We start from the raw sequence: 16,086 nt of genomic DNA, 5'->3' as shown, positions 1-16,086 counted from the left end.
TAATTGCGTAATAATGAACTTACATTACCAGAAATAGAAATACAGCGATTCTTGCAGAGCTAGTTTTTAAAGATAGAATTTTATTCAATAAAATTCTATCTAATTCTGCCTGAAAAGAAGATTGAGATGTCTCAATCTTCTTTTTTATTTTTAGGAAACAATCGTTCTGTTTGAGATAGTAAAATAAAGAAATGAGTTGTGGGTTTATGTAGTACTTGAATAACATAGTAGAACAAGATCATCGCTTTATAAAGAAGCGAATCCGTTCTATGCTAGGATTCAAATGCTTGGACACAGCTACATCCATTCTTTTTGGAGTAGAAGCTATGCATATGATGAAACAAGAACAGATTGATTTACGGAACCAGTCTGTCCAAAATTAGAAAGAATTCATCCACCAACTGTTTGAATTAATTACTTAAACCCAAGGAAAATAAAAAATCCACGCCTTTTTATATCGTATTTAATTATTCGCACCAGAACCTAATCGTTACAGTGCACCTTTTAAAATGTACCCTACTACCTGAGAAAAGTTTTATATCAGTTTTTAAACATTTTTCAAAAGCGGTAAATAAATGTTCACCGAGGTTCCTACTCCAACTTTACTTGTTATACAAATTCTTCCCTGATGACTTTCAATAATTTTGTAACTAATCATTAAACCGAGACCTGTTCCTTTTTCTTTCGTACTATAAAAAGGTTCAGCAAGTTTTGCAATTCTTTCTTCTGGAATACCAATCCCTTCATCTGAAATACAAATTTCCACCTCATTGTTACTTACTTTCTTAGTGGTAATGATTATGTCTCCCCCATGTGGCATTGCTTCAATCGAATTTTGTAAAACATTGATAAACACTTGTTTTAATTGCTTTTTACAACAATCAATATATACAACGTCAGGATCCGTTTGGAATGTGACATGAATATTTGTCATAATTGCCTTTGTGTTAATTAAAGATACAACGTTTTCTAAAATTACATCGATGCTCTCTTGTTCAAAAGAACATACCTCAGGTTTAGCAATAGATAAAAATTCGTGAATAATAGATTCAATGCGCTCAATTTCAGAAAGTATGAGTTGAAAATATTTTGATTCATGTTTCATTTGTATCTCTAATAATTGTATAAATCCTTTAATAACAGTGAGTGGGTTTCGCACTTCATGTGCAACCCCTGCAGCGAGTTGACCGACAGTAGCTAATTTATCTGATTTATTTAATAGTTCGGCTGTCTTTTTCCGCTCTGTAATATCGCGAACCATAACCATCACTTTATCTGTTAATAGCGGTAAACATCGTGCTTCAAAAAAGTAAATACTATTATGCATGAGCAAGGAGTATTCTACAATTTCTATGGAATTATTCTGCTGTACCCTTGCAATTGCTTCTTGTAGCTGCAGGGCAACATCTAAAGGTAACACATCCTGAAATTTTTTATACATAAATTGTTCGACAGGTACATAAAATCTTGATGGACAGCCGGCTTTATAATCAACGATTACTCCGTCAAGTCTTGTTAAAAAACATAAGTCTGGAAGTGCTTTAAAAATTAATTCTAACTCTGAAGATTTTTCTATAAGTTTCTCTTCTATCTTTTTCCGACGCGTAATATCAATACCAACTGCCCAGTGACTGTATCCAGGAACAGGGAATTCTTCTGAGAGGTTTGACCACAGGATTGTTTTTTCATCACCGTTTTTACAAGTAAGTGTCATTTCCCAATCACGAAAGTTTTTACCGAGTTCAGAAAATCCATGAAGTAACTGGTTCCGATACGTTTCATCTGGATAAAGTAGCTCTAACGCGCAAGGATTGTTAACAATTTCAGCGGCACTATAACCTGTTACAAGTTCACACTCTCGGTTCCATATGACAATATTCCCTTCTTCATCACAAGCATCAACCATAACGGGCATGTTGTGTAAAATCATATATAATTTTTCAGCAGGGATAGATTGATCTTTCTGCAATTGCTGTAATGTATTCATTCCTTTATTCGTTATAATCGTGGCAAGGGATTTAAAGTATATAGTGCAAGATTCAATACTATCTTTAGGTGACAAAATCACAAAATCACCAATTGTATTTTCATTGAATATAATAGGGACATGAATTTTTGTATGTAAATGTATATCAGAGGATGGTGTGCCGTAATGAAATATGATTCCTCCGTTGCAATCAAGCAGCTGATGTGAAATCTGTGTTAAAAGATAAAAGTGTTCTGCCATAGTTTGTATTTCTTTTACGTCAATAATCTCGGTCAGTTTGTACATATTCTCTCACCCCTATGTATATAAATATGCATATGTATTAATTTTTTTAATTTTCTTAGTTTTTATATTATACAAATTAAATGTGTCGAGGTACACAGAAAAGAGGGGCTATTTTAATTTTTAAACGATTCCCGCCAATTTTTCATAAAAATGCTTTCCAAAAACTCACCTTTAAAACCATGTACCTGATAGGTGGTGCTGTTTTGAATTACTACCTCAACTATCATAAACAATAAATGAAATCTTTACAGAAAAAAAACAACTTGGATTAGGACAAGTTGTTTTTTTCTAAAGGGCACAGCAAAGAAAGAGTGGAGGAAAAAATGCATACACACATGTCAATGATGTAAAGTAAACCAACCGACAGATAAAACTAAAAATTCTGATAATTATATCGCTAAGGGTTTTTGTTTACTCTTTCTTTGTAATTATAAGTCTAGCATGAAAAGAAAAATAAAACAACAAAAATATACAATTTTCCGATAAATTCGACATTTTTTTCACGCGTTAACATTTCCACATTAAGCATCAGTTACTAAAATATTTATTTTTTAAACGGATGGGGACGGAATATATGTCGTGGTGACATTTCAATTTCATCTTCCATCTCAAAAACTAAGAGTACTTTTCAATTTGAGATGGAAGGTTTTTTTCTATATATCCATTTATTTTATTCATACCATAATATAAACCTTGTAATTCCTAAAAAATAGGATCGTCGAATAAATAAAAATGACAACGTAATGCAGATAAAAAAATATCTTAGAAATTTTTGATTATATCTCAATAAGATAAGAATACTTTTGATTTTGAAACGGAATATTTTGTGTTTTTATAACTATCGATAATATATGTTATGTAAACTATATGGTTATAAACTCATATATAAAGCTCATACAATTGTATGAGCTTTATCGTTTTCTGCATCAGGACCAAAGAAAAAGACATCCTTCCGGATGCCTTTCCACAGTTTCTAGGTTTACACATTTTGTAAATGTGATAGGACGTTAGGTTCGAATCTAACGATTAAAGAAAAAAATCTGAGCAGTTCTATTATATTATATGCTAATCTGGAGTAGTAATTCTATGCAATTTTACATATTAGGGGTCACAACACATGCCCATCAAGCTAAGGTACTTGAAGTACCCCCAAAACGAAAATTTTATGACTCTACAGTTATTTATGAGAATTTAGCTCGTTTTTATCGTTTTGGAGAAGAATGTATTTCTTAACTTGATGACGATGGGAGCGAGTCCTTTCATGCACTTTACAAACAAAAACGAAGTCATTCGCAAGACCCCATTTTTTTGGCATACCAGGAATTACAACCGTTAATAGGGGTTTCTTAAACCCTATACCTAATATATCGATATATTTTATACTTTTTTTTAACTTTGCAACAGAACCCTTGGATTTCAGTTTTTCCAAACCGCGTAAACAACGTTTTGTGGTATTGAAACTATACATATGATCAAGAAGGGACAAACTCTTCAAGGGGAGAAGTCTGTTCGAAATCAGATACAACTTATCAATACCTCTTCGGTTTCATTGCATAACAATGGATTCCTAATGGAATCTGTCGCTCTCTTTTCAAATTCGATTATATTTGCACTTGAACCTTATCTTACCTCTTATCCCATGAAACATCGGATGCTATCTTTTCAAAAGTACATTCTAACGGCTCTAATTCTGTAAGTCCATATTTTCTATTTAGTGCTTGCAATATTAACCAGTTTGATACATGAATGTTATTACTTAAAAATGGTCCATGTAAATACGTACCTATCAGATTTTTGTACAGAAGGCCTTCCTTTTTTTCTGTTGCATTATTCCCATATCCCTGTAGAACTTGACCGAGATATTCAAAAGAATGGAATGTTTGGCCACTATGGTTTTCAAAACCCACTATTCTTCCGAACTTTTCAGATTGTACTCTTACATTCCCTACTAATCGACTCACTGAGTCCGTGTTCTTACATGATGTATAAAATGGTAATACTCCTAGGCCTTGTATGATATCACTGTTTGCAGTTTCATAATACTCCCCTAATAGTTGATATCCTCCACAAATACAAAGTGCTGCTAAACCATCCTCTATTGCTGCTTTCAATTCTTTTCGAATTGAAAGCAATTCTTCTTGAACTATTTGTTGTTCACTGTCACTTCCTCCCCCAATAAAGATTAGATCAGCCTGAGATACAGGATAATCTTTTACTTGTTCCACATAATGAATATCAGCTTCTATTCCTCTCCATTCTAATTGCTTTTGTAGAATGGTTACATTCCCACGATCGCCATATAAATTAAGAGTATTGGGAAAGTAATGATAGATAATCAATTTTTTCATAGTACCTCCAGATGTTAAAAACGTAATCGGGCCTTATTATAAATTCTAAGGTAAGTACCCAATGTATATCGTTTTTTTAGTGTCAACTTTCTATTCTGTGTATTTACAATCTATATACGCTCTGTTAAATTATTAAACTAAACGTCAATATATACGATTTTATTTATGAAGGGGACATTGTTCCACTTGTGCTTAAAAATTGCCGGGCAGTATTTAAACCTGTGTAATTACTAATTACGGATGTTTCATTCCCTTCCGCAATGCTATTCTGTATGGCAGCAGAAATATTTGGGATAACTTTTATCCTATTCACAGAAATCCCCGCATATTTTAAACGCACTGCAAGGTCATAGGCACGTGTTCCTGCACAAATTATATGGTTTACATTTGAGTTTGCTAATAGTTCATAATCTACATCCCAAATCCAAGAGATATCTTTCCCATCAGCAAGCAAGTCATTTAAAATAAAAACATATTGTGTTATGTTTTTATTTTGTATGCAATAATCTATCGTACAGTTCATCCCCTGTGGATTTTTAGCTAAGTTAAGATGGTATGTATTTTTCGCAATGAGAAACTGTTGCATACGTCCATTGCTTGGGTGATATTCTCTTAATCCTTTGTGAATTTGTTCATAACTAAAACCTAAAAATTCTCCAGTTTTTATAGCCGATAGCATATTATATGCATTGTATTCTCCCTTCAAATTGGAAGTATAGGATTGATTTTGTATAGTAATCGTTAAGTTGTTTTCTGATTGAATTGAAGTAACCTCCACATCTAATACAGGACTACTCATGGAGCATGAACAATAATATTTTCCAAGGTGTCCATAGTGAGTATATATATATTTCAATAGACGGCCACAACAACAATAGACGGCATCTCTAATATTACTTTTATGAAAATCCCCTACATTTTGCTTTAAACCAAAATATATGGTTTTATTCTTTTGTTTAGTAAAATGTCTACTATATGGATCATCACCATTTAATAGTAAGTAAGCATCACTAGAATGAATAGCGGTTTGTACTTTTGAAATCAGCGTGTTGATTTCTCCGTAACGATCCAGCTGATCTCGAAAGATATTTGTTACAACAATCAATTGAGGCTGTATTTGTTTCAAAACTTCAGTCATTGTCAATTCATCGACTTCGAGAACTGCTATTTTCACACCTTTTATTTTCCCTCGTATATTACTTTTTTTTATAAAAGCAGAAGTAATTCCCTCTAATAAGTTAGATCCTTCTATATTACTGATATATTCACTTTTATTGGAATTAAAAATGGAAGAAACTAAATTACAAGTTGTTGTTTTTCCATTTGTACCAGTAACCAAAACCACAGTTTCCACCTGTACCGCTAATTTTTGTAATGCATTCTTATATAAGTAATTCGTAATTTTCCCTGGAATGTTAGATCCGTTAAAACCAAACTTTTTAGTACTATATCCTGCTAACTTTCCAATTATCAATCCTATATAAAATAACACTATTAATCGCCGTCCTTACTTGTCTCTTTCTAACTATTAAAAAAGACACTATTAAAATTATTAAAACATTCTATCAAATTTCAAGTGTTATAAGTTTCTTTTACATAATTAATATTTATCTATTGTAGCCCCAAGGGAAGAAGCTCTAATAAATTCTTTATTTTGATACTTCTTTAATTCATCAGGAGTACCAGTTACCACAGCTCCAACAATCTTCACCTTTTCTGAATCTAATTTAGGATTATCTTTTTTTAATCTTGTTAATACTTTTTTTGCTTTATCAGCATAGTCTCCATAAAAATCAGGAGATTTTAAAGTATCTATAAATAATTCAGGAGATTGCCAGTCGTTTTGTGAGTTATACGGATAACCATATATGTTTCCACGATAAAAAGTTTCTCTTTCTTCTTCTCCTGTAAGTTCCTGCTGATTCATACTTTGTATCTCTTCATCAGGTTCTGTTTCAACCCAAAGCCATTCTGTATTTTGTTTATCTAACAATTTTTGAACTTCACTAAATGAATAAGGTCGATCAAAGGATAGTGCATACTCAACATATTTATTCGCGCCTATTTCATCAAGTAAGTTTAAATCATTAGGAACTTGCTTATATTGAACTTTAGGATGATAAAAAATAAGCTCTCTTTGTCCGTTCTGACCGTTATAAGTTTCAAAACCTTTTCTTTTTTCATTATAATGAGTTATCAAATTAAAAGAGTCTTTTTCTGAACGTATAAGATTATAATGTCCTGATAACGATTCCCAAGGTATGATACGCTCTCCTATTTTTTTCGAGTATTCGTGAGTTGCGTCAACGGAAAAAGAATTCCAATTATAAAATGTTGCATTTTGCTCAATATTAGGTTCAGTAATAGATAACCATGACCCTTCTACATCATCTTCCTTTGTCAGACGCTCAGATAGCCAATAATTATTACCAAAAGTCAATCCACCATACAATGCAATTAGTACACTCCCCGTAATAACTACATTTTTTATAATTGCTTTTCTTCTACTTTTTCGCATTGTTTTTTCAAATTCCTTATCATCTAGAAAAAATTCAGATTGATTTTCATCATTCTTCATGTTCATTATGTATCCTCCTATATATATCAATAAAGTATTCTTTAGCTCGAAATACCGTTGTTTTAACAGTTCCAGTAGTAACTTCAAACAAAAGGGCTATATCATCATAACGTAATCCTACTACGTATTTTAGAATTAAAACTTCTCTATATCTTTTAGGAAGTAAATCTAATGTTTTTTTGATTTCACCACTTTGCTCTTCCTTTAAAAGACACTCCTCGGGTAAATCAGATTCAAGATTTTCTAATATACATAATTCTATTAAAAACTTATCTTTTCTTTTTTCTCTTCTCAAAATATCATAACTTCTATTTATAGCTACTCTAAACAGCCAACTTTTCACTTTTTCAGGGGGAATCCCCTCTAAGTTTTGAATATATTTTAAAGCTGTTTCTTGTACAATGTCTTCTGCATCTTCTTTAGATATTCCGAGTTTTAATAAATAATTAAAAATAAAACCTAAGTATTGCTTTAATCGTTTTTGAAAAATATCATCTCGCATCTCTTACCTCCTTCTATATTTATAACGTTTAAGTTTCAATTTGGTTGACAGGATAATCAATTTTTTTTACATAATTTTAATTATTAATTAAAACACGAACAGTTCTTATTTATCGAATTCCCCGAAAGAATTCTCCTTCCTCAAGCGTGTGAAGGGCGTAGCCCAACGGTAGGTGGGAGATGAATTTCGGTTTGGCATTGCCAAAAACTTTTGAAAAACTAGCTATATGAAGTTCTTTGATAACTTGATATATGAGGTTGCAGGAAGAAAATAGAGTGCGAAAACCAAGCCATTCGGTTCCTGCGTAAAATATCAATCGTACCAAAAGAGCGTCCAAGCGTTGGACATCTAGGGATGGAACACCCCGAAGTAACGGCTCAGGGAGACGAAAGGTTGCTTTCATCGTGGAACGGAGAAGTTCTCACTTCAAGCTTTGTTAAGTGGCGAGTAGTTCACTTGAACAACAATATGATCAAATGATTAAGTATGCTACATCCTTACGGCTTGGTACAGCTGAAACGGAGGCGGTTCTCAAACGATTTACCCGCAACCGTGGACATCCAACTTATTGAGCACTTAGTGAATTAGGAAAAGCAGGATTTTTATCGACTGTTATAACACGGGGATTTGAAACATGAAAATCAATAATAATTCCTTTTGAATCAACAGCACGATATAGGTACATCCATTGACCTTTAACTTTCACATACGTCTCATCGGCTTGCCAAGGATTCTTGGTTTGACTTAAGAGATTTTGGTGCAAAGATTACTAATTTTTACTTACGATTAATAGTTTCAAATCCAATAATATTTCGATAATGGAATTAATAGTTTGGTTTTGAGCACTATAGTAAATCTCTAATCCTTTTCTATCACTCATAATTAATTTTTGAGATTTCATCTTCGATAAATGCTGCGAAACAGTAGACTGTGGAATACCAAGAATATCTACAATTTGAGTTACATTACATGCCCCTCTTGTAATTAATTCTTTCAAAATTGTAATTCGAATTGGGTGGGCTAATACTTTTAAAACTTCTGCGTTTTTTTCATAATTCAACAAACTAAACATCTCCTTGTGAACCGATATATTTTTATTATGTTAATAATTTGAAAATTCTACTTTTGTAGAATTTATACTGCAGCATCTTTTCGATTTAATTTGTGTTTTTTTTAGTCAACATAACCCGGTATGATCCAGACACCCTTGCTTGCATTTCTACTTCCTTTAATCCATCTGAACAATAATATTAAAATGTTTTCAATAGCAAAAATAGTATTTGTAAGTTTTATAACTACTTTTGTAATTAAAAAAAAGTATAAGCGACTTATATTAAGTCGCTTATACGTAAAAACCTATTTTATTTTGGTCAATACATCTCAATTTACTCACAGGTCTTCCCACATGTTGATACACCATTTCATTCTCTAATACTCCGATTTCAGTCAAAAACATTACATACTTTCGAATAGAGACTCTTGAAACTCCTACTAATTGCGCCATTTCATCTGTTGTAAACGCCTGTCCATTAAGCGACTTGATTTTCTGCCAAATGAGTTGCAACGTTTGCTTCGTTAATCCTTTCGGAAGCTCTTTATTGACAGTAGACTTTCTTTTTTCTTTTTGTAAAATTAACGAATCTAATTCCGATTGATTAATTTTTTGTTGTTCTTTCATAAAAGTAAGTTTTTCTCGATATACAGTTAATGCCTCTTTAAATCGATCAAATGTAAATGGTTTAATTAAATAATCTACTACGCCATATTGTAATGCTTTTTTGATACTTCCCATATCCTGTACAGCTGAAATCATCATAATATCGATTTCTTTTTCTTGATTCCGAATATGCATTAAAAGCTCAAACCCGGTCTCTTCACGCATAAAAATATCAAGTAATACTAAATCTACTCGTGATTTCTCTAATACTTCTATCGCTTCTTTAACTGAGTCAACTGCATGAACAAGTTCAAACCCTCCTACTTGCTCTAAATAAAGTGTATTTAACATTGCTACCATCGGGTCATCTTCTACAATTAAAACTTTAATCATCTTTATCTCTCATCCCTACTATTAGGTATTTCAATTGTTATCGTAGTTCCTTCTCCTACCAATGAATGAATATGAATTTCCCCATTTATTCGCTGTATACTTTCTTTTACAAGATGCAAACCATACCCCCGATTATCACCCTTTGTGGAATAACCTTTTATAAATAATGCATCAATTTCATTTTCTTGTATGCCTTTCCCTGTATCTTGTACTGTAATGATTAATGTATCCCCATATTGTATTCCAACTTCAACCTTCTTCTTCTCACAATTCATCACTGCGTCTAATGCATTATTAATCAAATTTCCGACAATGGTGATCAGTTCATGATTGATACGTTCATCATATATTTCTGGTAAGTAAGAATCTTCTTTTATAATTAACTTTATATTTTTCTCTCTAGCATAACTAAGTTTACCTAATAAAAATCCAGCAAATACTGGGCTTTGGATTTTTTTCATAACCCCACCAATTTCATACTGATGCTCTGATACCATACTACTTACATATTTTCGAAGTTCTTCATACTGTTTCATATGTGTAAGTCCTAATACAACATGCATTTTATTCATAAATTCATGGGACTGTGCCCGTAATGCTTCCGCATATAGCCTGATACCGGTTAGTTCCTCTGCCAATTTTCTAATCTCTGTTTTATCACGAAATGTTGCAATCACGCCAACTATTTCTCCTTTTACATATAAAGGAACCCGATTAGTAACAATCGTAATCCCATAAATATTTTGTTCTTCGTTTAATTGTGCCTCTCCTGTTTGCAACACTTTTTTTATACGTGAATTCGGCGTATACAATTCAAGATCTTTACCGATAAAATCTCCTGTAAGTCCACATTTCTTTAATATTCGTTTTGCTTCTTTATTAATTAAAGTTACTTTCGATTCTTTATCTACAGCAATAATACCTTCTTTTACAGATTGTAGCATCGTATTTCTTTCTTCTAAAATTTTCGCTATCCTATGCGGCTCAAGACCAAATAAAATTTTCTTTATATGTCTAGCTAGCAATATCGCTCCTATAATTCCAACTAATATTCCAACACCAACACCGATATAAATAATATGTCTACTTTCTTTCACTCTCTCTTTTATATTATCAGCCGAAATGCCAACAGCGACCGCACCAAGTTGTTCCCCTGTGTCAGCAAAAATAGGTACGAATACTCGCATAGAAATCCCTAAAGTTCCTTTTGCTAACGAGACGCGTTCCTTTCCCTTCAATACAGTTCCTTCATCGCCTCCAACAAAATGATGTCCTATTTTTTGAGGGTTTGGATGAGATTTTCGTATTCCGTTTATATCCATAATTACAATAAATTGAACATCTGTACTCTTTAATAGCTTATTTGTATACACCTGAATCAAGGAGGTATCTACCTTCCCCGTCAACCCATCAATTACAGTAGAATCATTCGCCACAATACGTGCAATCGTTTTTGCCTTCTCTGCTTGGCTATCTTCTGTCACCCGCTCAACATTATGGCTAATTAAAATGTCTGTTACGAGTAAAGAAAAAATTACAACTGCACACACTAATAATGTAATTATTTTCCACAAATCCAATAGTTTTTTCCTTTTTTTCATCTCTTCATTGACTCCCCTAGTTCTTCTACGCTATCTTTCGTAAATAAAAAATAAGTAAGCTGTTATTATAAGTCTAATCTTACTTACTTGATGTTATTATACTTTAAATTTACTCGTCATTTCTTGTAGTTTTTCTATCGTCTCTTCTAATTTTTAATTAGCTAAACAAATTTATTCCATAATAAAAAATAAAATAAGAGAAGTTCAATATAACAAGTATACTGAATTTCTCTTGTTTTTCATTTCGAAAATCTGATATTGTCATACTTTTGTAGCAAGAAGCATAAGATGTCCGTTTTAGTGTTGTCTATGAGTATAGTGAATTTTCTGTAACTTAAGGAGATAATTTGCGTAGTTTTCAAATGATAAATTGCATATAAAAAAGAGAAATCTATAAAATTATAGACTTATCTTTCTGCTTGTTTACTCATTTTCTCCAATTACTAAAGAATCTCTTGCTACATCAACGACTTCTGTAGTGATTTTATCTATATGAATGTTGCGATTTTAAAAAGGTTAATTTGAAGTATTATCGTTTATTTAAAGGGTGTTAAAATGATAGTTCTGTATTGTAATCACTATTTATTCATAACTAATTTGCATCTTCCATTTTTCGAAGTAGTAACCATTCGACTAGTACATAGAGCGCAATAGGTAAAATAATACCAAGAACTACAAAAGTTTGGTTTTTACCATCTTGGAAAAGTTCTTTTGTTTGTGGAATCCTTAATAATAAACCGAAGGTTCCTAAAGTGATAACGAAAGTAAGACCTCCAAAGAATTCTCGTTTCTTTTTGAATAGAACATAAACGATAGACACGATTAAAATAGCAAGAATAGCAATCCAATCAAATGGAGTACCAATTTTTACAATTCCCTGTTTTGGTGTATAAAGCTGAATAAGGAAAAATACACCAAACGGAATCATTGCCATTATCCATACTACGAAGAATTTAACTAACCTTGGTAATTGCGTTTTCATATAAATACTTAGATGTAACAATTTAAAAACACCATAAATTAATGCCACTGAGAATATCCCATTCAACAATATTACAAATACATTTACTTGTAATGATGGGGCTGTAAAACTACCGACAATGACGTAAAATGTACTGATTAAAAAAATCCAACCACTTATTTTAAAAATCGATTTCCATGAAGGTTTATCAAATTGCTTTGTCAGTTGATCGACGACTTCTTTCGGATTTTTACCGAAGTACTCTTCTGCCGATTCACCGTGCTTTTGTGCTTCTAAAATATCTTGTAATATCGTCATTAAATGTCGTTCTGTTTCTAATTCTTCATAGAAAAAACCAAATGTTCGCATATACAGTAAAATATCTTCATAATACATTTTATTTTCTGGGGATAGCTGTTCTCTAAGCTTGTTATTTTGCTCCACTAATTGTTTAGCTGCATTATTTTTCATCCGATTCACTCTCCACTTTTTTCAAAATCCGACTCACTTTTACAATCAATGAACTCCATTGTTCCTCAAATCCCTCTAATTGTTCTTCTCCTTCATGTGTAATAAAGAAGTATTTCCTATTCGGTCCATCTGGTGAATCGAGCTCCCTACTTTTAATTAATCCTTGTTTTTCTAACTTTTGCAGTAGAGGATAAATCGTTCCGCCTACTATTGTTGTAAACCCATAATCACGCATTATTTGTACAAGTTCATAACCGTATACTTGTTGTTGTTTAATAATAGATAGCACGCAACCTTCAAGTACCCCCTTTAGTAGTTGTGTTTCCTTCATTTACTCACCTCACTAATTTGTAATACATATTAGTTAGAAATACGGTATTATACAATGACTAGTTTGTAAAACATACTAGTTAAAAACAATGTATCATATAATAACTAGTTTGTAAAACATACTAGTTAGATGATAACTTTTTTGGATTAAAGTAAAGTTTAGTCAAATGCATGCTATAAACGTTATTTTTGGATAAATGTCTAGAGTTTTTTCTTCAAGTAAGATTTTTTAACGACTTTATCTTATTTTTTCGTTCGGTGAAGTATTTTTCATCCAAAATAAAGCTGTTTTATGTGCAATTTATCATTTGAAAACTACGCAAATTATCTCCTAAAGTTACAAATTTTCAAAACAAAAGAAAGTTGCATGATTTTTAAAAATGATACCTAACTAGGTTTATTTGGTGTACGCATTTTTAAGGGTAAATAGTAATTTAAGAGTTTTTTAGTTTATTTGAAAGAAAGTTCATTTTGTTTCCGTTCTTAAGTTGATGGGCATGGGGTCACCATACATGCCTATCAACTTAAGGTTTTGATGTCCCCCCACAACGATAAAAATAAACATAGTTGCCATAAAAGACATTACGTTTTCATTCTGAAAACATTATAAAAGTTTTATCTAATGATTATTTAGCAGGTACCGAGGAGAAAGTTATGTTTAAAAGTAAAAAACAAAATTGTAAATCTTGTGGAAAAGAAATAAACGTTTACGAGAAAGCATGGGTATTAATGCCTTTTCCAGCAAAAGGGTTAGTGAATCCACAAAAATTAATAGAATTTGAAGGTCAATTATATTGTAAAGAATGTGTAGTGGTTAAATAATTGAATATATAGTTTCTAAGAAAAGAGAAATCAATTTGATTTCTCTTTTTTGTTAAAGTTACAATCTAATATTACAAAAATGCAATTATGCATACTTGTAATATTAGGGTTCTGTGATGAAAATTGGTATGTTAAGATTTAAATCGAAATGATCATTCTTTCTTTGAAATAAAGGAGAATATAGAAATGAAAAAGAAAATTATTTTAGCAGGAGTTATAGGATTAATTTGTATTAGCTGTTTGTTTTGGTTTATGTACCCTTCACCTTATCTAGAAGAATTAAATCAACAAGAACAAAAGTTATATAATCAATTCCACAAAAACAACGATATCTCCATACTAAAAAATCAAGATCCAAAAACAATCGTTAGATTGTTTTTATATTCTATTCATCAAGAGCATTACGAAACCACTTATCATTTTTATACAACTCTTCATGATGAAGAAGATAAGAAAATGTTTTTAAAAAGTGCAAGTGCTCAAAAAGAAATTTTATTTGCTTTTAAATTTGTAAGTAGACCTATTATGGCAGGACAAAACTATGCAAGTATAAAAATGCCCTCTCTTTTTCATGATAATGTATATTTTGAAATGAGTAAAAAAGATGGGATATGGTTAATAAATGAGCCACCACTTAGTAAGCAATGAATAATTTAATACACCTCATTTTTGCCACCACCTGTGAAGCCTTTTTAATCTGATAAAGAGCAGAAAAATTTAACGCTTAACTGCCCAAGAAAAAATTGAGATCAATGTGGGTTATTCAAAAACATTAAAGCTGGTTCCTAATTAAAGAGCCCACTTTGTTTATAAAACCCTTAAAATATGCAACCATACCTATCTTAGGTTGTTTAATCTCCATAATAAACCATTAGTTCTGAAATATTACAACGTTAAAAATTAAGGAGATAAGATGTGAAACCTATTATTAAAAGATTAAGTATTTTAACCATGAGGCTTGTACATTGAAAAACCGAAAAATAATTCCTGTTATTTTATGTCTAGGAATGCTTGTCTCTTGTACTCTAAATAAATCAAACATAAAGCAAATCAATAGTACTTATCCAGAATTAAAAATAAATTATGATACATTTTATGTGGCATCTACTTCCAATAATAAAATGTATTTACCTGTTGCTGATAATAGTAAAGAACGTTTACCTAATAAACTCCTTTCATATAACTTTTCTAACAAAGCAGAGGAGACTATATTTCATTCCAAAATGGGTAGAGATGCAAATATACAAGGGGTACATGTTAATGAAAAATGGCTATTATGGAATGATACAAGTGCTGTTGGCTCAAAAACTGTTCTTTATGGAAAAAATTTAAGTAATAACAAACAAACTAAAATTCATAAAACTAATGAAATTATAGAACCGTACCTTTATAAACATTATGTATCCTGGATGGAAATTAATGATCAGAAGAAAAATGCGGCTATTATACTATATGATTTAGAAACCAATACACAAACACAAATTGCCACCGTAAATTCCTATGACACAGCTAGTACTACTCTTCATATGAATGAAGATAAATTAATCTATACGAACTCTAACGAAAAACAAACTACCCTAAGCATATATAATCTTAATAGTAAACATACAAGCACTTATTTAGTTCCACAAAATAATGTTTTAGCACCTAGAATTGTGGGTGATAAAATCGTCTATGTGAGCCTGTCTATCGATGAAAAAAACACTAACACTCAAATTGAAAATTATTTTATTTTGGATATAAACTCTAAACAGTTAACGTCTCTTTCTATTGAAGGTGTAAATAACAAGCAAGGGGAAACCATTGGGGCTCTGAGTGCAACTATGAATTATTGGGCTTTTACTACAGACGATCAAAAAGTTTGGGTGTATCAATTTAATAAAGAAGGTTACAAAAAAATCAAATTGGACATTCCAAATGTATTTCAATTACTCATGTCCGAAAATGGGGAGACTAATATTATATGTGACAACCCAGATACTTTTCCAGAAAAAGTGCACGATTCTATCGTGTCTGTTTCATATGCTAAATTAAAAGCTAAATTCCAAAATGAAAAAACAGAATCCTATATTAAGTAGAAATCGGTATAACAATATATAATTATTTTATTTATAAAAAGTAAAACTAAGTTCATGACTTTGTATCTTTTAT

General features: G+C 31.4%; 13 protein-coding genes and 4 pseudogenes. 6 read left to right on the top strand and 11 right to left on the bottom strand.

The features are described 5' to 3' along the window. Positions 1 to 212 precede the first annotated feature (212 nt). Positions 213 to 383, top strand: a pseudogene (locus FT637_RS27375) (DDE-type integrase/transposase/recombinase); the annotation flags it as partial. Between the two features lie 164 nt (positions 384 to 547). Here the strand turns inward: FT637_RS27375 and FT637_RS27370 are convergent. Then, positions 548 to 2,272: an ATP-binding protein gene (locus FT637_RS27370; RefSeq protein WP_193648933.1), complete on the bottom strand. Its 1,725-nt coding sequence runs from the start codon at positions 2,270 to 2,272 to the stop codon at positions 548 to 550. Between the two features lie 1,450 nt (positions 2,273 to 3,722). On the opposite strand from FT637_RS27370, the pseudogene FT637_RS30165 reads away from it, so the two are divergent. Continuing rightward, positions 3,723 to 3,829, top strand: a pseudogene (locus FT637_RS30165) (IS6 family transposase); the annotation flags it as partial. Positions 3,830 to 3,897: 68 nt separating this feature from the next. On the opposite strand, the gene FT637_RS27365 reads toward FT637_RS30165, so the two are convergent. The 4 genes from FT637_RS27365 to FT637_RS27350 all read right to left on the bottom strand — a co-directional run bounded on the left by FT637_RS27365 (position 3,898) and on the right by FT637_RS27350 (position 7,700). Further along, positions 3,898 to 4,620 carry a type 1 glutamine amidotransferase gene (locus tag FT637_RS27365; RefSeq protein WP_193648932.1) on the bottom strand — a complete coding sequence of 241 codons (723 nt, stop codon included), beginning with the start codon at positions 4,618 to 4,620 and terminating at the stop codon, positions 3,898 to 3,900. Positions 4,621 to 4,783: 163 nt separating this feature from the next. Continuing rightward, positions 4,784 to 6,112 carry a MurT ligase domain-containing protein gene (locus FT637_RS27360; protein ID WP_193648931.1) on the bottom strand — a complete coding sequence of 443 codons (1,329 nt, stop codon included), beginning with the start codon at positions 6,110 to 6,112 and terminating at the stop codon, positions 4,784 to 4,786. 108 nt (positions 6,113 to 6,220) lie between these two features. Continuing rightward, positions 6,221 to 7,204, bottom strand: a complete 984-nt coding sequence (locus tag FT637_RS27355; protein ID WP_193648930.1) for an anti sigma factor C-terminal domain-containing protein — start codon at positions 7,202 to 7,204, stop codon at positions 6,221 to 6,223. Further along, positions 7,188 to 7,700, bottom strand: coding sequence for an RNA polymerase sigma factor (locus tag FT637_RS27350; protein ID WP_193648929.1), 513 nt, complete (start codon positions 7,698 to 7,700; stop codon positions 7,188 to 7,190). The genes FT637_RS27355 and FT637_RS27350 overlap by 17 nt, the downstream gene beginning before the upstream one ends. A gap of 455 nt (positions 7,701 to 8,155) precedes the next feature. On the opposite strand from FT637_RS27350, the pseudogene FT637_RS30710 reads away from it, so the two are divergent. Beyond that, positions 8,156 to 8,269: pseudogene (locus FT637_RS30710) on the top strand (Tn3 family transposase); the annotation flags it as partial. A gap of 17 nt (positions 8,270 to 8,286) precedes the next feature. On the opposite strand, the pseudogene FT637_RS27340 reads toward FT637_RS30710, so the two are convergent. From FT637_RS27340 to FT637_RS27315, 6 genes and pseudogenes are all read right to left on the bottom strand, one after another. Continuing rightward, a pseudogene (locus tag FT637_RS27340) lies at positions 8,287 to 8,448 on the bottom strand (DDE-type integrase/transposase/recombinase); the annotation flags it as partial. 21 nt (positions 8,449 to 8,469) lie between these two features. After that, positions 8,470 to 8,763: an ArsR/SmtB family transcription factor gene (locus tag FT637_RS27335; protein ID WP_193648927.1), complete on the bottom strand. Its 294-nt coding sequence runs from the start codon at positions 8,761 to 8,763 to the stop codon at positions 8,470 to 8,472. Positions 8,764 to 9,042: 279 nt separating this feature from the next. Beyond that, positions 9,043 to 9,750 (bottom strand): response regulator, encoded by a 708-nt coding sequence (locus FT637_RS27330; protein WP_193648926.1) that lies wholly within the window; start codon positions 9,748 to 9,750, stop codon positions 9,043 to 9,045. 2 nt (positions 9,751 to 9,752) lie between these two features. Beyond that, positions 9,753 to 11,351, bottom strand: a complete 1,599-nt coding sequence (locus tag FT637_RS27325; protein ID WP_193648925.1) for a sensor histidine kinase — start codon at positions 11,349 to 11,351, stop codon at positions 9,753 to 9,755. A gap of 592 nt (positions 11,352 to 11,943) precedes the next feature. Beyond that, entirely contained in the window at positions 11,944 to 12,783 is an 840-nt protein-coding gene (locus tag FT637_RS27320) for a DUF1129 domain-containing protein (RefSeq protein ID WP_193648924.1), read from the bottom strand. Beyond that, positions 12,773 to 13,114 carry a PadR family transcriptional regulator gene (locus FT637_RS27315; protein ID WP_193648923.1) on the bottom strand — a complete coding sequence of 114 codons (342 nt, stop codon included), beginning with the start codon at positions 13,112 to 13,114 and terminating at the stop codon, positions 12,773 to 12,775. Before FT637_RS27315 ends, FT637_RS27320 begins: the two co-directional genes overlap by 11 nt. 653 nt (positions 13,115 to 13,767) lie before the next feature. Between FT637_RS27315 and FT637_RS27310 the strand changes: the two genes are divergently transcribed. The 3 genes from FT637_RS27310 (at position 13,768) to FT637_RS27300 (ending at position 16,013) form a co-directional block, all read left to right on the top strand. Further along, on the top strand, positions 13,768 to 13,935 hold the full coding sequence (locus tag FT637_RS27310) for a hypothetical protein (RefSeq protein ID WP_193648922.1): 168 nt from the start codon (positions 13,768 to 13,770) through the stop codon (positions 13,933 to 13,935). 186 nt (positions 13,936 to 14,121) lie between these two features. Further along, positions 14,122 to 14,583 (top strand): hypothetical protein, encoded by a 462-nt coding sequence (locus tag FT637_RS27305; protein WP_193648921.1) that lies wholly within the window; start codon positions 14,122 to 14,124, stop codon positions 14,581 to 14,583. A 317-nt stretch (positions 14,584 to 14,900) separates the two neighbouring features. Then, complete coding sequence (locus FT637_RS27300; RefSeq protein WP_193648920.1) at positions 14,901 to 16,013, top strand: hypothetical protein; 1,113 nt, start codon at positions 14,901 to 14,903, stop codon at positions 16,011 to 16,013. Positions 16,014 to 16,086: the final 73 nt, after the last annotated feature.

Origin of the sequence: Bacillus cereus, assembly GCF_015071065.1 — a bacterium.
GTDB lineage: Bacteria > Bacillota > Bacilli > Bacillales > Bacillaceae_G > Bacillus_A > Bacillus_A cereus_BA.
This window is presented reverse-complemented; position numbering and strand designations above follow the sequence as displayed.